At 34.1% G+C, this 19,338-nt stretch carries 14 protein-coding genes; 10 read left to right on the forward strand and 4 right to left on the reverse strand.

Annotated elements, in window-relative coordinates; genetic code table 11:
• Positions 1-49 precede the first annotated feature (49 nt).
• The 6 genes from TD18_RS07730 to TD18_RS07755 all read left to right on the forward strand — a co-directional run bounded on the left by TD18_RS07730 (position 50) and on the right by TD18_RS07755 (position 10,646).
• A complete protein-coding gene (locus TD18_RS07730; RefSeq protein ID WP_040250860.1) occupies positions 50-2,851 on the forward strand; it encodes a T9SS type A sorting domain-containing protein in 2,802 nt (933 codons plus the stop codon).
• Between the two features lie 175 nt (positions 2,852-3,026).
• The gene (locus TD18_RS07735) at positions 3,027-6,302 is read left to right on the forward strand and encodes a T9SS type A sorting domain-containing protein (protein WP_040250863.1); all 3,276 of its coding nucleotides are present in this window, start codon (positions 3,027-3,029) and stop codon (positions 6,300-6,302) included.
• Between the two features lie 285 nt (positions 6,303-6,587).
• Entirely contained in the window at positions 6,588-7,607 is a 1,020-nt protein-coding gene (locus TD18_RS07740) for an SRPBCC family protein (RefSeq protein ID WP_040250865.1), read from the forward strand.
• On the forward strand, positions 7,607-7,975 hold the full coding sequence (gene crcB / locus TD18_RS07745) for a fluoride efflux transporter CrcB (RefSeq protein WP_040250868.1): 369 nt from the start codon (positions 7,607-7,609) through the stop codon (positions 7,973-7,975). Before TD18_RS07740 ends, crcB begins: the two co-directional genes overlap by 1 nt.
• A 91-nt stretch (positions 7,976-8,066) precedes the next feature.
• A complete protein-coding gene (locus TD18_RS07750) occupies positions 8,067-9,167 on the forward strand; it encodes a right-handed parallel beta-helix repeat-containing protein (RefSeq protein ID WP_040250871.1) in 1,101 nt (366 codons plus the stop codon).
• Between the two features lie 21 nt (positions 9,168-9,188).
• Entirely contained in the window at positions 9,189-10,646 is a 1,458-nt protein-coding gene (locus TD18_RS07755) for a T9SS type A sorting domain-containing protein (RefSeq protein WP_160289458.1), read from the forward strand.
• A 31-nt stretch (positions 10,647-10,677) separates the two neighbouring features.
• On the opposite strand, the gene TD18_RS07760 is transcribed toward TD18_RS07755, so the two are convergent.
• Positions 10,678-11,277, reverse strand: a complete 600-nt coding sequence (locus tag TD18_RS07760; RefSeq protein WP_040250876.1) for a DUF1684 domain-containing protein — start codon at positions 11,275-11,277, stop codon at positions 10,678-10,680.
• Positions 11,278-11,505: 228 nt separating this feature from the next.
• Here TD18_RS07760 and TD18_RS07765 point away from each other — a divergent pair, with 228 nt between their 5' ends.
• From TD18_RS07765 to TD18_RS07775, 3 genes are read left to right on the forward strand one after another with little or no spacing between them, the layout of a single operon-like run.
• On the forward strand, positions 11,506-12,717 hold the full coding sequence (locus TD18_RS07765) for an MDR family MFS transporter (protein WP_040250878.1): 1,212 nt from the start codon (positions 11,506-11,508) through the stop codon (positions 12,715-12,717).
• Positions 12,714-13,091: a VOC family protein gene (locus tag TD18_RS07770; protein ID WP_040250880.1), complete on the forward strand. Its 378-nt coding sequence runs from the start codon at positions 12,714-12,716 to the stop codon at positions 13,089-13,091. The genes TD18_RS07765 and TD18_RS07770 overlap by 4 nt, the downstream gene beginning before the upstream one ends.
• Before the next feature lies 1 nt (position 13,092).
• Positions 13,093-13,857, forward strand: a complete 765-nt coding sequence (locus TD18_RS07775; protein WP_040250882.1) for a DJ-1/PfpI family protein — start codon at positions 13,093-13,095, stop codon at positions 13,855-13,857.
• 31 nt (positions 13,858-13,888) lie between these two features.
• On the opposite strand, the gene TD18_RS07780 is transcribed toward TD18_RS07775, so the two are convergent.
• Complete coding sequence (locus tag TD18_RS07780) at positions 13,889-14,332, reverse strand: Lrp/AsnC family transcriptional regulator (protein ID WP_040250884.1); 444 nt, start codon at positions 14,330-14,332, stop codon at positions 13,889-13,891.
• A gap of 115 nt (positions 14,333-14,447) precedes the next feature.
• Here TD18_RS07780 and TD18_RS07785 point away from each other — a divergent pair, with 115 nt between their 5' ends.
• Entirely contained in the window at positions 14,448-14,843 is a 396-nt protein-coding gene (locus TD18_RS07785; protein WP_040250886.1) for a hypothetical protein, read from the forward strand.
• 12 nt (positions 14,844-14,855) lie between these two features.
• Here TD18_RS07785 and TD18_RS07790 read toward each other — a convergent pair whose 3' ends face one another.
• Positions 14,856-15,458 (reverse strand): YkgJ family cysteine cluster protein, encoded by a 603-nt coding sequence (locus tag TD18_RS07790; RefSeq protein ID WP_040250888.1) that lies wholly within the window; start codon positions 15,456-15,458, stop codon positions 14,856-14,858.
• Positions 15,459-15,692: 234 nt separating this feature from the next.
• A complete protein-coding gene (locus tag TD18_RS07795; protein WP_084205879.1) occupies positions 15,693-19,229 on the reverse strand; it encodes a T9SS type A sorting domain-containing protein in 3,537 nt (1,178 codons plus the stop codon).
• Between the last annotated feature and the right edge of the window lie 109 nt (positions 19,230-19,338).

Consider the following 19,338-nt stretch of genomic DNA (forward strand, 5'->3'; position numbering starts at 1 on the left):
TCCCAACTTTTATTATTGCTATTATTTAACATTTTAAAACCAACCAATTATGAAGAAATTATTACTCAGTTTGACTGCCCTATTAATAACCTTTGTTGCCTTTTCCCAAGTTCCCGTAAACGACTTGATTGAAAATGCCATAGAAATTGATCCTTCAAACTATGTCGAAGAAAACATACGCTTAGACTTAGCAACAACAACAGGCTACGAAAATGCGTTATGTGGAACGGGCACTTTCACAAAGGTCTTTTATAAATTCACAGCTACTACAGATGCCAGAGTAAATGCTAGCCTAACAGATATGTTAGGCAATGCTAACACTCAAAGTTTTCTTATATTTTTCACTGCACCAGATTTAAATCAAATCGATGAAACCCAACTTACTTTGGCTTCAGATTGCACAATAAGTGATACGACTGTTACAACTGTAAGTGCTGGATCATCTTATTACATTCAAGTAAACAGAAACGACGCCAATACATTTTCAAGAATAGAAGTCGCATTAGGTCCTCCAAACGATACTATAGAAAATGCTATTGAAGTTACCTCTTCAAGTTTTAACGATGAAAATATTCGAATAGATTTGGCAGCATCAAATCCAGGAGGTCAAGGAAGTTGTCCATTAGCTACTTTCAATATTGTGTATTACAAATTCACGGCAACAACAAACGGCACAGCTACCTTTTCACTTCTAAATCAAAATGGTGGTGCAAATCCGGTTAATTCATTTGTTATCTTTTATTCAGCTCCCAACCTAAATGCACTTGATACAGATTTGACACTGGTTTCAAGTTGTTCTTTTGTCACCCAACCTTCCATAAATATTGTTAATGGTCAAAGTTATTATGTTTTAGTAAGTAGACCTGATCAAGGTCAGTTATCGCGAGTAAGTGCAACAATTTCACAAGATGGTCCTCCAAGTGAGCGACAAGCTTTAATCGATTTTTATAATGCAACCGATGGTCCAAATTGGGGTATCAATACCAATTGGAATACTGCTGCTCCTCTTTCAGAATGGGCAGGAATCACCCTTGAAAATGGTCATGTTACCGCAATGGGCTTGATTAATGTTGGAGCTACAGGAAATTTGCCTAACTCTATTCTTAATTTACCGTTTTTAGAAAGTTTTGTCTTTTCCAATAATAATTTTACTGGTGAATTACCAGATTTAACAAGTCTAACCAACCTTCAAACTTTCAACATTTCAGGAAATAAGTTTTCATTTGCTGATTTAGAACCCAATTTTGCACAAAACTCAACAATAACAGAATTTATCTATGGAGGCCAACAGAGAATCAATGAGGAAATACTCATTGACAATCCAGTTATTGGCGAAGAATATACACTAAGCACAACGACACCAGGAACAAATTTATCATACCAATGGATTAAAGATGAAGGTGGATTTTTATTGGATATTGAAGATATTCCGGGAGCTACAAGTTCTGATTATGTGATTCCGAGCTTACAAGTAGATGATATTTTTTCATATAGCTGTAGAGTGACCAGTGCTTTAATTCCGGATTTAGTCTTAGTAAGAAATAGAATTAATATAAGAATTCCAGTATCTCAATCTGAACGCGATGCTTTAGTTGCTTTTTACAATGCAACAGATGGTCCTAATTGGGCCAATAATGAAAATTGGTTAAGCGCAGCCGATGTTGACGATTGGGCAGGAGTTCAAACTGTTGGTGGAAAGGTTATTGTTTTAAATCAGAATTTTCAAAACCTCAATGGACAACTACCTGACGAAATTGGAGATCTTATATATTTGAAAGAAATTAGAATCAGTGTTAATCAAAATCTTACAGGACCTATTCCGTCATCTATAGGAAATTTAACCGATTTAGAATTCTTAAGATTTCAGTTCAATAGCATGTCTGGAGACATTCCAGCTTCTGTGTCTAATCTTACAAAATTAACTCGAGTCTATTTACAAGACAATCAATTTACAGGTAGCATCCCTTCAGGTTTTGGAAATGCGCCTCAATTATTTCAAATATTCCTGAATAACAATCAACTTGACGGGCAAATACCTGCCAGTATTGGTGGTTTAAATGAGTTAGTTTCATTTGACATATCTAACAATGGACTCTCAGGAACACTTCCAGCAGAACTTGGTAACCTGTCCTCTATTCAACTATTCGATATAACTAACAATGATTTTACAGGACAATTACCGGATTGGTCTGGAATAAATGAACCTGAAAGCGCAAATTTCAATTTAACCAATAACTATTTCGATTTCAGTGATTTAGAACCTCTAGTAAACAATGGTGTTACGTTTAACAGTCTTGCATATTCACCTCAACGTACGTTAGATCAAGAGGAAGAAATTATGTCGCCTCCTGGAGTCGATATTGTTTTAGATGTTAACGACACCACCATTAACCGAAACGGGGAAGACACGGCTTCAAACAATGAGTTTCAATGGTATAAAGATAATGTGGCTATCAGTGGCGCAATTGGAAGTACTTATACTATTGTAAACGCTCAAATTACGGATAGTGGAGTATATTTTTGTGAAATCAGAAACGCATCACTTCCAGATTTAGTCATTGTTAGAGCTAATATTACGGTTGTAGTTGATGACAGTTTGAGTACAACAGATTTCGATAATGAAGATTTCAAAATTTTTCCTAATCCAGCTCATAACTGGCTAACAATACAAACCAATGCGTTTAAAGATTCTAAAGCGCAAGTATTTGATGTGAATGGTAAATTAGTATTTGAAAGAGCACTCACATCGATGACCACCTCTATTGCTGTTGATCAACTTGCTGCTGGGATCTATATTATTTCAGTAAGTAACGATACTATGAAAACCTCCAAACGCTTTATAAAACAATAAATAAGTACCGTTGGAATACTATTAATCTAAAGGGAGAATCAATACATCCAACTTAGAAAAATCCCCTTAATTGGGGATTTTTAAGTTTAATGTTAAATAAATATTATTCGTAGTCCATTTTCTACATAGTGTAATTATTTTATATATATTTAAGCTGACTATTAATCAACCAATTATGAAAACATTATTACTCTCAATTACCCTTATTTTAACAAGTTATGTAATATTCGCTCAATTACCTGTTAATGATGCTATAGAAGATGCTATAGAAATAACTACAACCTCTTTTACAGATGAAAATCTAAGGTTGGACTTAGCAGCAGAATTTAACGAACCAATTAATGGTTGTGGGATAGGTGGATTTAAAACTGTCTTTTACAAGTTTTTAGCACCTTTTTCTGGAGATGCAGCGGCAGTTGTTCTTAATCAAGATGGATCAAGTGCTTCAGGTTCAATATTTGCAATTTTTTATTCTGCTCCTAATTTAAACATTACCTCTGGAGATGAGTTTATATTTAGTGAAACACCTTGTGTGCTTACTCCAAATGCAACGAATCTTATTATTAGCGAAGGTCAATCCTATTATATCGCAATAAGCAGAGCTGAAGCCAATGTATTATCAAGAGTTGAAGTCACTCTTGAAGAAGTACCATTACCAATTAATGACCAGATTATTGATGCTACTGAAATTACTGGAAATAGTTTTAATGACAGTTTTATGAGGTTAGATTTTGCTTCTGCTAGTTCAGGAGGTCAAATTGGTTGTGATACAACTCAAGAAGTTGTATACTACAAATATACTGCAACTGATGATGGATTTGTTTCGCTTTCATTGACAAATAATTCTGGTAGTGATTCTGTGATTGATACGTCATCATTTATTCGTGTGTTCAATGCACCTCATTTAAATGTAACCTCAGAATCAGATCTTTCTCTTGCAACAGGACTAAACTGTAATTCCGAAATTAATGTTGATGTAGCTGTAGAATCAGGTCAATCTTACTATTTTTTGGCACATAGACCAGATGAGTTTCAGCTATCTTCTTTTAATTTTGAGTTTATAGCTTTAACTAATAACTCATTAATAAATGCTACAGAGATTACAACTTCCAGTTTTACGGATTCAAATCTAAGGTTAGATTTAGCAAGTGAAAGTACTGGTGGGCAAATTGATTGTTCTACTACAAATAAAGTTTTATATTATAAGTTTACAGCTGATTCTGATACCAAAATTTTCACTAGATTAACTGATGATACTAATAACCCTATATCAGGAAGCGGAAGTACATTTATCAATATCTATGAAGCACCTAACCTAAATATTACTTTAGAAAGCGAGCTTGTTTTAGCTCCAGGAGATATTTGTAATAATGCTCAGTCAGAAGTAAATATTGATATTACTTCTGGACAATCCTATTATATCTTGATTAATAGAGATAGAGCATTTGCCAGAACAACATTTTCATTTGAAAAAGATCCACCGCTAACTGAAAGACAAGCTTTAGTAGATTTATATAATGCTACAGGTGGCCCTTTATGGACATCTTCTGATAACTGGCTTTCCAACGATAGTCCTTTGAATGATTGGGAAGGTATTCGAGTAGAGGATGGTCATATATCAAGAGTAATTTTATCCAATAGAAACTTAACAGGTCAAATTCCTAATTCAATCCTTAATCTGCAATTCGTGGAGTTAATTAGCCTAGGTTTTAACAAATTAAGCGGATTAATTCCTGATTTTGGGTTATTACCTAATCTTGAAGAATTACGATTAAATGGAAATAACTTTTCTCTTGGTGATTTTGAAACAAACTTTGTAAGTAATTCATCGATAACTTTTTTTAACTTTTCTCCGCAAAGACTAATCGATGATTATATATTAATAGAAAATCCTGTAATTGGAGATGATTACACATTAACCATGACACCACAAGAAGGTACTAATATAAGTTATCAATGGGTAAAAAGATCTCCAGCTTTGTTTGAACCCTTCGTTGAAGAAGTTCCTGGAGCTAATTCAAATGAATATGCAATTTCAAACTTTCAACTTGAGGATGGTTCAACCTATTCATGCTTTGTGACTAGCCCACTTGTACCTGGTTTAACAATAGAAAGGGAAAGTATAAAATTCAGAGTACCAGTATCCCAATCTGAACGTGATGCCCTTATCGCTTTATATAACGCAACAGATGGTGCAAATTGGTACAATACAATAGGAACTAGTTTAATTATTGAAAATTGGAATACTTCTGCACACGTAGATACTTGGACTGGTGTAGAAACATTCGGTCATAAAGTTGTGTATCTAAATTTGAATTTCAGCAATCTAAATGGTCAATTACCTGATGAAATTGGAGACTTAATCCACCTTAGAGAACTAAGGGTGAGTGCAAATCCAGATTTAACTGGTCCAATACCTTCATCAATTGGAAATTTAAGTGAACTACAATGGCTAAGATTACAGAATAATGGACACACAGGAGAAATTCCAATTTCCATTGGCAATTTATCAAACCTTAACAGATTGTATCTCAGTTTCAATGAACTTACAGGAACTATTCCAACTAGTCTTGGCAATGCTCCAGAATTGTTGCAACTCATCCTAGAACACAATCAACTTGATGGAGAAATTCCGGGAAGTTTAGGCGACTTAACTAATCTTGTTTCGATTCAATTAAATAATAATAATTTATCTGGAAGTATTCCTTCAAATATTGGTAGTAATGTAGAAAGTATGTCCTTAGATGTCTCCTTTAACAATTTGTCAGGCCCTCTTCCTGAATGGACTACATTCGTAAACCCAGAATTCACATCAATTAGACTCCAAAATAACTTTTATAGTTTCAGTGATTTAGAACCTCTAGTCAATAATGGTGTAACTTATGGCTCACTTATATATTCTCCTCAAAACACACTTGATGACGAAGAAGATTTAAATTCTCCTCCTGAAGTTGATATTACTCTAGATGTTAATGATACAGATATTAATAGAAATACTCAAGATCCATCACCAAACAATCAATACCAGTGGTTTAAAGATAATACCATCATAAATGGTGCAAATGCTAATGCCTACACCATTGTTAATGCACAACTAACAGATAGCGGAGTTTATCATTGTGAAATCACAAATCCCTTAGTTCCTGATCTTACTATTGTTAGAGCTGATATCAATCTAACAGTTGACGATAATTTAGGAGTTGAAGATTTTGAAAATGAAGACTTTAAATTATATCCTAATCCTGCTAGCAACTGGCTATCTATTAAAACAGACTCTTTAACTGATGATGCTAAAGCACAGGTATTTGACATGAATGGGAAATTGTTATTTGAAAAGACGTTAACATCTGAAATTACTGCCATTGCTATCGATCAACTAGCAGCTGGAATATATGTAATTACTGTGAAAGCTGATGATAAACAAACTGCCAAACGTTTTATCAAACAATAAACATAAATTATTTAGACTTACTTAAAATCCCCTTAATTGGGGATTTTTTTATTAAAAATTTGATGACATTTTACAACGTTTACAGATGTTATCATAAAACTAAACTATGACAATCGTATCCATTTTGATTTCGCTTATCATTATCAATTTAATTTTATTGAAATTCAGTATCAATAAATACAAACAATAATTACTTTGATAGTGCAGTAAATATATTTCGGCAAAGCTTGAAGTAAAATGATTATCTTTGATAGTACAATCTCGTACCAATCAAATAATCTAAAGATGAAAGCGTTTAAATACATTTTGTTTTTAATCCTTATCCTAATTATAGGTGTAGCGATTTATATTGCTGTTCAACCCAATTCCTTTCATGTTGAACGTACCAGAACACTACAAGCTCCTGCTCCAGTAGTTTATAACAATATTTCCGATTTTAAAAACTGGGAAGCGTGGTCCTCTTGGATTGAAGCAAAACCTGAAACCAAAGTCACACTTTCTGATCAAACAAAAGGTGTAGGAGGTTCTTACTCCTGGGAAGATGAAGACGGTATTGGTATCATGAAAACTGTTTCAACTATTCCCAATAAATCAATAATTCAGGAAATGCAAGTTGCCGACTTTCCTGTTAATGAAGTTCGCTGGAATTTAAAACCTAATAAAAATGGAACTACTGAAGTCACTTGGACTATTGAAGGTAAAAATATGCCATTCATGTTCAAAGCCTATACAACAGCTATGGGTGGCATAGAAAAACTTATCGGTCCTCATTTTGAGCGTGGTTTAGAATTATTAGACAGTGTTCTTATTAAGGAAATGAAAGTTTATAACATTTCGGTTAAAGGTGAAACACAACATAGTGGAGGTTTTTATCTTTATAACACAACCTCTTGTAAAATGGACGATTTTAAAGAAAATATGCAAGAGATGTTCCCAAAAATTGGTGGCTATGCTATCGCTAATAATATAAAAATGGCTGGAAGTCCATTTGTCATTTATCATACGTGGGATGAGGCCAATAATACGGTCATGTTTTCGTGTGCAGTTCCTACGTCTTCTAAATTTGAAACCACAGATCCAGATGTTCTAACTGGGCAGTTAGAATCGTTTAAAGCTGTAAAAACGGTTTTAAAAGGTGATTACGAAAACTTAAAAGAAGCATGGGACAAAACCATGACCTATATTCAAACTAATAATTTAGAATTTACTGAAACAGGACCTATGATTGAAACCTATCTTACAGATCCTATGGAAACTCCTAATCCAGCCGATTGGGTTACTGAAATATTCATAGCTGTAAAATAATGGTTAAACAATTAATCTTAGTATTTATTGGTGGAGGTTTCGGAAGTATGCTTCGCTTTATCTTAGGAAAGTTTCTAAATAACGGTCAAAACGGTATTCCTTATGGTACATTTGCAGCAAACATTATCGGTAGTCTTTTAATTGGAATCATTTTAGGAATGGCTGCAAAAAACGATACCTTAACGTCTAATCAAACCCTATTGCTTGCTACTGGTTTTTGTGGTGGTTTTACTACGTTTTCAACCTTTGCCTATGAGAATCATATCTTTTTAAAATCAGGAGATTTTACCTCATTTGCAATCTATACCATTGCCAGTTTTATTATTGGCTTTTTGGCGGTTTTCTTCGGAATGTATTTGGTGAAATAACTCAAAATTTAAAATATACGACATTTATCGTATGTTTTCTCTTACATATAATTAGGATTTTTGACCCATTAATTTTAAAAACCTAATTATCATGAAACATTTATTTATCCTACTATCAATTATTGCAATTAGCTTTACACAAGCGCAAAATATTTTAATTGTTGACAACGATCCTGTAATTGACACAACACCATCTCACATGTTTGACAATATCACTGATGCTATTTCCGCAGCAAATACTGGTGATATCATTTATGTACAGCCTTCAATAACAAGCTATGGTGCCGTAACCATTAACAAAGAAATCACCCTTTATGGTTCTGGATATGCTCCTGAATTAAACAATGGTAGAAGATCTGAATTGTCTAGTGTTAGAATTGATGCCGATAACATCAAAATTAGCGGATTCTACATCAACTCTTTTATTACTTATAATTCAAGTACTTCTACATCAAATAATGTTTTGATTGAAGACAACTATGTTAACCAGACAATTTATGTTGGTTCAGCCACCGCATCGCATACAACGACAAATAACAACTGGATCATTCGAGGCAATGTTATTAATTACGGAATTAATCTTCACGCAGACCCAACAAAATGTGTTAATACTGTAATTACCAATAATCATATTACGCTTTTAAACAATAGCACATCAGCTACTTATGCCTTACGCTACTTTAACGACACGACAGTGTTTAACAATAATGTTGTAAGAATTAATTTCACTTGGGGTAACGTAAACATTTTTCCAAATATGACGGGAGATGTAACAGTATTTAATAATATTTTTATATCTAATGGCGTAAATACGCTATTTGCGCCAACAACTGGAAGAATACTTACCATCAACAATTCTATAAGTTACATGTCAACAGGAGGTACTTTATCTTTAACAATGCCTGGTACTGGAAACTTTGACAATCAAAACCCTTTCTTTACAAGTGTGGCATCGGCCTCATTTGATATTGCCGTTGATGATGATTTCACTCTATCTCCTAGTTCTCCTGGTCTTAATGTTGGTTCTGATGGAAATGACATCGGTATTTATAATGGTGATTATGATTTTGATATGCGAGGCTATCCTACGGAGTTACCTTATTTAACCAGTTTTTCGATTAGTAACAACCTAATTAATGCTGGTGAAAATATCAATGTTAACGTACAGGCAAATGCTAACAAGTCAAATTAATAATCAAATATCAAAATGATTATGAAACGACTACTTTATTTAGTTTTTGTGCTTACCTCGTATGTGATGTATGCCCAAGGTGATATCTCTGAAATAGAATATTACTTTGATACAGATCCTGGTATTGGGAACGGCACAAGTATAGATATAGATCCAGATGTTGAACTACTCAATCAAAATTTCAGTATACCAACAACAGGGCTATCTACTGGGAATCATAAACTGTTTGTACGAGCAGTTAAAGATGATGGCAGTACTAGCTATTATTACTCTCAAAATTTCAGCATAAGAGCTGCCAATGCTACATTTAACAGTTCTGATATTGATGGCTTTGAATACTATTTCGATACTGATCCTGGCATTGGTAATGGCACTCAATTGATGGTAACTGATTCAGAGTTGATTAACGAATCGTTTAGTATTCCGACAGGTTCATTGAGTACAGGAAGTCATAGATTATTTATCAGATCTAAAAGCAGTGATGGCTTGCATAGTGAATATGACAACGTAGCGTTTAGTATTTCCAATAATCCAGCTGTGTTTAACACAAATGATATTGTATCTGCTGAATATTATTTTGACACTGATCCTGGCACAGGAAACGCCACAAACATCTCAATACCTTCGGGTGAAACATTGAATGAAAATTTAGCGTTTTTAACCAATGTAATGCCTCTTGGAAACTACAGAGTGTTTTTAAGAGTTAAAAATGCAAATGATGATTGGTCCATGTATGATCGTGTGACGTTTTCTGTCGTGCCTTTGGCAGGTGTAAATATAACTGATATCAATACTATAGAGTATTTCTTTGATACTGATCCTGGTATTGGTTTGGGCAACAACATAACAATAACAGATGCTGAAACTGTTACTCAAAGTGTTGCTATTCCGACAGCAAGTTTATCTGCAGGAACGCATAGATTATGCATTCGTATAGGCAATACCAATGGAACTTATAGCTTGTTTACCCATAATGTTATTTCCGTAAAAACACCATCATTCTTCAATACGGCCTCAATTGTTGCTGCAGAATATTTTATCGATGTTGATCCTGGTATCGGGAACGGAAATGCTATTGTAACTTCTGGAGATAATATTGATGAAGATTTTCTTATTACAACTTCAGGAAGTTTGTCCATGGGAGATCATTATGTTTATGTAAGGGTTCAAAATAGTGATGGCACATGGTCTTTGTTGGAGAAACAGCATTTTGAAGTCGAGGAAACTTTAGGTATTAATTCTGAAATCATATCTGAAATAAGTATTTATCCGAACCCAACCCAAAGTATACTTAATTTAAAATTGCCAAATACCATAACCATTGAGTCCATAGACCTTATCGATATGAATGGAAAACAAATATTCCATTCCATAGAGGCGCTCAAGAAACTGGACTTATCCAATGTTTCAAATGGCATATATTTACTTCAGCTGAAAACCAATATTGGTGAACTTTCAAAACGAATCGTAAAACAATAGCACTTAAAAAGCGTCATTTTTAATGGCGCTTTTATTTTTTGAAAGCCTTCACGCCTGCTCTAACGCTTAATGCCAGATAATTTACTCTTGGAACTATCGGACAAGAATACTTTTCATTGTACGCACAATACGGATTGTAAGCTTTATTAAAATCAATCTCGATGGTGTCACCTTCGGGAATTCTCAAATCTATATAGCGTCCACCACCATAACTTTCTTCGCCATTGGTATCATCGAGAAACGGTAAAAATAAATAGTCTTCAAAACCTTCCCGCTTCATAATGTCTTTACCTTGATAGACATTCAAGCTATAGGTTTGACCCTTCAACTCAAAAGTTAAAATTCCATAAATACGTTCAGGCGATACTCGGCTGGTCGTAGTTTTCATATCAAACCATTCGGTATCTGGTGTACGTTTTAAATTTGCCTTTACGATGTATGTTGAATCGAACTTAAAAAAGTCTAAGCCTTCAAAATGCCTTCGGTCTTTATCTTTTAAAGGCGAGCTCGTTGCATCTTTATACTCAGCATTGAGCTCTCGCTGAAATTCAGTGTCTCCAGTAATTGGCTTTTTTTCTTGTGCACAGCTTAATGTGCTTATCAAAATGAGTACTGCTAAAAAGGATTTCATAAGTATAGATTTCTGTTTCAAAAATACAACTTAAAGCTTTTTTTCATAGATTTGACTGTAAATAAAAAACAAATCATGCAAAATTGCGTCGTAACATATACAAAAAGACAAACCACTTGTGTCAAGAGTCGGATTTTCCATATGCTATGATAATATACATATATTACCAATCAATCATGAAAAGTCCGACATTATCGTCGGACTTTTTACTTTTATATACCAACCAACATGAAATCGCTTTTTAATAAATATATCGACACTTACAAAGGCATTGCCAGAGAAATTTGGTTCTTATCTATTGTGACCTTCATCAATCGTGCTGGAGCCATGGTGATTCCATTCTTATCATTGTATCTCATAAATCAAAAAGGGTTTACACTGCCTCAGGTTGGATGGATCATGACCTTCTATGGCTTTGGTTCACTGGTTGGAAATTTAATAGGTGGAAAACTTACGGATATTATCGGCTATTACAAAACCATTGTTTTAAGTCTGTTTACTGGTGGACTCGGATTTATTGGTATTCAGTTTTTAGACACCTTTTACAGCGTTTGCTTCGGCATGTTTTTTTTAATGATTGCGGTTGACATTTACCGTCCTGCAATTTTTGTAGCAGCAGATGCTTACAGTATTAATAATAATGTGACGAGAAACATCGGACTCATTAGATTAGCCATCAACTTAGGATTTTCAATCGGACCAGTAATTGGAGGGATTTTAATTGCAAGAGTGAGCTATTCATCCATTTTCTGGGTAGATGGTATTACCTGTATATTAGCATCATTCCTTTTAATCGCATTATTAAAACCGAAGAAAAAGAAGAACGAAGAAATGCCTGTCATTCAGGTTAAAGAAGGAATTTCACCTTATCGAAATCCTGCGTTTCTCTTGTTTTTTCTGGTCATGATCATAAATGCAATTGCGTTTATTCAGTATTTTTCTACGGTTCCTATTTATTACAAACAAATTCACGGACTTTCCGAAGATACTATCGGATCAATCTTATTCTTAAACGGAATTATGATTGTTTTTCTGGAAATGCCTTTAATTGCATGGGTTGAAAGGCTAGGCATGTCAAAAATTACTGCCACTATATTGGGCATTGTATTTCTGGCACTAAGCTTTATCATCCTCAATTTCTCAAGTCTGTTTGGTGTACTGATTATTGGGATGGTTTTAATGACCATTGGAGAAATGATAGGCTCTCCATTTTCCAACGCTCTGGCATTAAAAATGGCACCTAAAGGTAGAAAAGGAAGTTATATGGGTTTGTATAGTATGAGTTTTTCTATTTCACATATTATTGGACATAATGCAGGAATGAATGCTATTCATTATTTTGATTTCGATTTAACCTGGTATGGCATGTTTTTCATTTTAATTGTAGCTGCCATTATCATCATGTATTTACCAAACTTAATGAAAAAACAACAGTTATGAATCTCAACCAAATAACCATTCCATCCTTAGATGTTGAAAAAGCAACAGCATTCTATAAAACCTTAGGTCTCCACCTTATCGTTGATGCATTGCCAAGATACGTCAGGTTTGAGTGTCCTGATGGTAACTCTACATTTTCTATACATAAAGTTGAGGAATTGCCTAAAGGAAACGGCATCAGTATTTATTTTGAAGATGATGATCTTGATGCACTAGTTAATTCCCTTCAGCAAAAAGGCATTATCTTTACTTCTGAGCCTGAAGATAAAGACTGGTTATGGAGGGAAGCACATTTAAACGATTTAGATGGCAATCATATCATTCTTTTTAAAGCAGGAACTAACAGAACAAATCCGCCTTGGCGAGTACAATAAAATGAAACATTTTCTATTAATAATCACAATATTAACTTTAGTAAGTTGTAATACTTCAGAAGGGAAAAAGAAGAGTATAAACAATGAGATGCTGAAACAAGTTCAGCATGACGAAAGCAAAAAAGAATTTCCAAAATTAGAAGCCAATCGATACAATGTTGCATTTTTGATTATGGATGGCACGTTCAACACCGAATTGACTGCGCCTTTTGATATTTTTCAACACACCATTTTTAGAGATAGAATCAAAGCGATGAATGTGTTTACCGTAGCCAATACTGATGAACCTATCGTCACTTTTGAAGGCATGCGAATTATTCCTGATTTTAATTATCTGAAAGACGACTTACCAAAAATTGATATTCTCGTCGTACCAAGTGCTGAACATCATTTAAATTCCGATTTAGAAGATGAAGACATGATTAACTTTGTAAAACGTGTGGATGCCGAAGCGCAATTTGTAACGTCTCATTGTGATGGCGCATTTGTTTTGGCACAAGCTGGATTGCTTAACCAATCTGTATCTACCACATTTCCCAGTGATATTGATGCCATGAGAGTGCGCTTTCCAAATTTGGATATCAGAAAAGATCTTTTATTTGTTCACGATGGAAAATACATAACCTCAGCTGGAGGTGCAAAATCATTTGAAGCAGCTTTATATCTATGTGAAGTCCTCTACGGAAAAGCTGTTGCTGAAAGCTTAGCTGGTGGTTTGGTGATCGACTGGAACTTAGAAACTGTTCCACATCTTATAATAGACTAACAACAAACACCTAAACAACTCAACAACTTAACTACTTCATAGGCTTCACCTCATTATGCTTAATCACGTGCGACAGCACAATCTGAGTTTTCGTTTCGCCATAGACAATCAGTTGATCGATAAAGGATTCTAAGTGCTTCTGGTTTTTTAAGACCACTTCCATAACAATATTTTCATTTCCTGTGATGCGATAACAGTTTATCACTTCGTTATAGGTTTTTACTTTTTCTAAAAACGGTTTCAGCATGCCCATAAATGCACGTAAGGTAATTAAGGCTTTGAGTTGATAACCTACTTCAAACGGACTTACCAAAGTGTTATAACTTTGGATAATTCCTGCATCTTCCATCTTCTTTATGCGCTCGGAAACGGCTGGAGAACTGATGCCAACTTGACGTCCAATTTCCGCATTAGACTGACGCGCATTGACTTGCAGGCATTTTAAAATCTTCCAGTTTAAATTATCGATTTGCATTTAAAGTATTTTTAAAATATACGCTAATTATTAAACCAAATATACAATTTTACTTTAATATCGAAAGTATAATTTCAGCACTTGTCACTAATTTTGTTACCATTGCTATTAAAAAATGAATTATAATATCCCATCTCATTTATCTGAACTGCCTATCTATCAAAAGGCTATGGATATTCTTGTGTTATCAAGAAGCATCTCGACCTATATTGGTCAGGATTTGTCATATTTACGATCTGATGGTACCGAAGACACACATATTTACTTTTCTGGAGATATCATTCAACAATCGGAGTCTTTAGCTCCAGAAATAGAAAAAGCGCAAGCCGAACATTGTTCTGATAAAAAGCACAAACACTTTGCATCTCTGGAACGTTTGGTACATCGTTTGCATTTAAACTGTAACCGTTTGCAACATTGCAATAGTAATGGCAAAGACTACTTGCCTATTCTTCAAAGTGAATTAAAAAAATTTAAACGTTTACAACGTCACTGGATGATGACGCTTTAGATTTTTTATGCGTTAACCACATGCTTTTCCTAAATGAACAGATGGTCTGTAGGCATAATAATGCAAGACTTCTTCTAAAGCCTTTTTCAATGCTTTGTTTATGGGTAAGATGGTATGACCTAGTTTAAAATCTATTTGATTTAGCTGCATATAGTAGTCTGTAAAAACTGGCACATACAATCCTTTAGCTATGGCTTCGGAAGTTGAATTATAAGAATCTGCCTGACCGTCTTTGATGATTTTGCAGGTTGCTAATCGTAATGTTCCATATTTATCAGTATTGGCTGCAAAGCCAAAAAGTCTACAAATTAAGCCTCTGTATTTGTAATTGCTACATCGACCATGATTAATAAGCGATAACGGTTTATAAATGAAACAGGTTGAATTTTGGGTGTTATTAAGCTTAATAATGGTCTTTTCTGCCTCACCATTTAAAAATAAATGAAATGCCCAAGGCAAAAACTCTATTGGAGATGCTTCTACATCAGGATACGTACAACATTTGCCACATCCAGCAGCGCAACTCAAACCTGATGCTTGCTCAAATTGAGCGGCTTCTTGTTCTAATTTAGAAAAAAGATTTTCTACTAATTGAACTTTTCGCTCTATGGACATTGTTTTTTTCTGAAGGTAGGCTTAATAAAGCCAATACCTTGGTTTTAATCAGGAAAAGAAATTAATGTTGCGTTCTTATATACTGGAAGGTTTGCTCTGCTTCAAAGTGAGTTAAAAAAATTCAAACGTTTACAACGTCACTGGATGATGACCTTGTAAGTTTTAACTACAAACTTTACAATCAGAATTTTTAATGATCTTTTATTTTAAAGTTCATTTTATAGACGTCAAACTTTATTCTTTAATAAATTGCTTGACCTCTTCAGTATTGTTAGCACCTTCAATTTTTATAAAGTACAACCCACTAGACAAGTGTTCTACATTTATATTAGAGCGACTACTTTCGAATACTTTTTGTCCTTGAATACTATACACCGAAACTTTATTAATTGGCACATCAGTTTTTATAAACACTACTGTTTGAGCCGGATTTGGATAAACCATAAATTTAGAAGTTTCATAGTCGTCAATAGAAAGACTGTTTCTATAATGAACAATTCCATCTTCTTCAGTAAAACGCGTAATTAATCCCTCAGTTTCACCTTCAACTTGAGGAATGACCATTCCAAAAGTTTCAAAATCATTTGCTCCATTAAAAAACCAGATATTCATACTTGAGAAGTAATAATCACCTTCTCCTTTGAAAAAGTCAATTTTTCCAGAGTGGCGTATTGTATTTCCATTATTACTTCCGTTAGAAATAAGACGTAATAAAACACCATCTTCATCATACATGGAAATGAAGTAATCGTCTGCTGATATGGTTAAATTATAATTTATATTATCACTACTTGTAAATTCTGAAGTAGACATAGCTTCTCCATTGTTTGAGACTTTTCCTAAAACACATATTTCGTCGTTGTTTTTTATGATTTTATATCCATAACCATAATATGTGTTTTCCGCACCTTGTATCCATTGACAAACACCATTAGTATCTATTTTAGCAACAAAATATTCACCAGCATTCATTGAAGTTGTTGTTCCATCCGTATTCTCAAAAATATGGTTATCGTCCATTGCTATAAACGAATTATTAACGGCATTACTCCCAGAAATGTAACAATTTCCATTTTCATCTGTTACCATTGAGCGTGCTCGAGTACCATCGGTATATTCCGTGTCGGTATAACTTCTCAACTTCCAAATCAGTTGACCGTTTTCATCAAATTTTGTTAAAAATAACTTTGCACCATAATTATTAAATTCTCTCCATAAGGTTTCTGGCACTGGATTGTTTACAGAATACAAATCAATTAAAATTTCAAAATATCCTGATATGTAATAATTGTTGTTACTATCAAAACCTATATGTGTTATTTCTCCACCATTAGTGTTTTGGTTATAAAAGGCTGTATCCCAAATAACGCTGCCATCTGGTGCAAATTTGACTATGGCATTATTTCTTGAATCCCCTTCAGGATTTTCAGTAGCTATATGAATTTCTACGCCATTCAAGAAAATTTGTCCACTATTAGCTATTAATCCTGTTGCTACTAAATTATTATCTTGGTCTATAAACAATCTTTTTGCGGCAAAGGCACCATGAACATACCATTGAAATTCACCTTTAGAATTCAGTTTTATCAGAAAGCTTTCATTTGCAGAACTTCCGCTTAATGGTATTGCATTACCCAAAGTATCGTAGAACGTACCTTCTGATGCACCACAAACATATATATTCCCTAATTGGTCTTCCACTGTTGCATACATTGAATCTCTGTCATCATAAGAAATATAATTAGATTGAACCTTCACTAACCACTTTAATGCGCCATCTTCGTCATACTTGGTTAAATAGCAACCTTTATCACCTTCTTCAAAAGTGAACGTTGTTCCCACATTAGAGTCCATTGTTTGATTTTCGTTATAATAGCCACAAGCTAAAAATCCGTCTTGGGTTTTTTCAATATCTGCAATGTCATCATAATAATAACCAGACCATTGCGGATCGACACCATCATTTAGTATGGTCCAGCTCGTTTGCCCAACTGGAGATTCATAAATATATGGACCAGGTTTTTCTACCTCATCATAACAGCCATTATCAGACCAGCATTCAAAATTTACTGTAGTTTCACCCAAATTTGAAAAGGTAACTTCAGGATTTTCCATACTCGAATTTAACGGCGAGGCACTTGGTGAAAACTCCCAACTAAAATTTTGTGCATCGACAGAATAGTTATTGAACTCAACAACCTCGTTCTGCTTTGCATTAATTAGTGATTGAAAATAAATGGCTTCTGTATGTTCAACATCAATTGTAAATTGATCCGAAAAGTTTTGGTAACAATTTGCAAGTACATGTTCTGCCCTTAAATAATAATCACCAGCAGTATTTATAGGAGCACTCACTAAGGTGATTGTTCCTCCATTTCCGATTGGACTAGTGCCATAAGTGTTACTTTCTCCAACCATTTTTAAGACATACCTCACATTTGGCTCAGAATTCTCAATTTGAATTTCAATAGATTCTTCTTTACAAAGCAGATTATCAGAAACGGTCGTTGGTTTATTTGTTTCTGGAGGATTTACAATATGAATGGTAGTTGACAATGTAGATTGCTCACCAAAACTATTTTCAGCAGTTACTACAATATCATAACTTCCAACAGTATTAAAAGTATAATTAAAATCACTACAACCTGTATTGAATTCAGTGCCATCAAGCGTCCAACTACACGAGTTAGAAGACCCATTAAAGAAATCAAAATTAACCGAAGACCCAACACATCGTCCAATTGCATCTAATGAGATATAAGGTTTAGTTGCGCCACCTAAGTTTGTGGTTTTAAGAAGCACTCCATTATCTCCACAAGCATATATTAATGAAGGATCATTTGGATCGTCCCAAAAGCTTTTAATGGAATATGTACTTGAGCTTGGTTGCCATTCTAGATAGTTATTACTTGTTGTAGATTTAAAAATTCCATGATCTGTACCAATAAGATGTTGGTTACTAGAATTAATCATGGTTTGCGCATTTAAATCCCCAAAATCGAATCTATTATTGTAGGTGATTCCAGTTGAAATTGAAAATCTTGAGTAGTTATTTCCAGCCGAATACATGTTGTACGTACTTCTAAAATCTAATCCTACGTGGTTAACACCTGGAGTATCATAAGCACTTAAATTAATATAATTATCAGTACCATAATGATTTCCATAAAATATCTTACCATCTGTTCCGAGCCATAACCTATTAGAGTTAAAACTCACGGCATTAAAATCTTCATTATTAAAATCGGTACTAGAAGGATTAATGATGAAGCTCGTTGGACTCGCATCAGTAAAACCAACGATTAAACCATTATCACCTACTGCATAGTAGGTGTCTGAAGCCTCTTTAAAACCTATTTTATTGATCCTAGTATTGGCAGCACCATTATAAATGATGTCATAGTCTAAAGACGGAAAGTTTATTCTAAAAATAACGGCACTATTGGTTAACGTATTAACTCCTGAAGCATAAACAAACCCGGAATTAATAGCAGTCTCATCATTGGCATAGCAATGCGAAAACACTGTGCTTTCATAAATATCTGAATCACCAGAATTGGTCGTAATTTCAAATCGTGTCCAGTCTGATGCATTAGCACCATAATTGGTTGTATAGTATAAGCCATTATGTCCAGATACAAGGCCGTTGTTATCTAAAAACACAACACCTGTGAAATCATCATTAATATTGGTATTAATAGGTTCCCATTGGCCAAAAGACATCTGAACAGAAATTAAACATATAAATGCAGATAGTAAAAATGATTTCATGTGTAAGAATTTTATGCTAATATAATAGTTATAATATTGTTACCCATAAATTATGCAGGTCTTTGTAAAAAGTGTAAACGCATCCAACGTCATTGGATGATGACGCTTT

It is taken from the genome of Psychroserpens mesophilus, assembly GCF_000826645.1.
Classification (GTDB): domain Bacteria; phylum Bacteroidota; class Bacteroidia; order Flavobacteriales; family Flavobacteriaceae; genus Psychroserpens; species Psychroserpens mesophilus.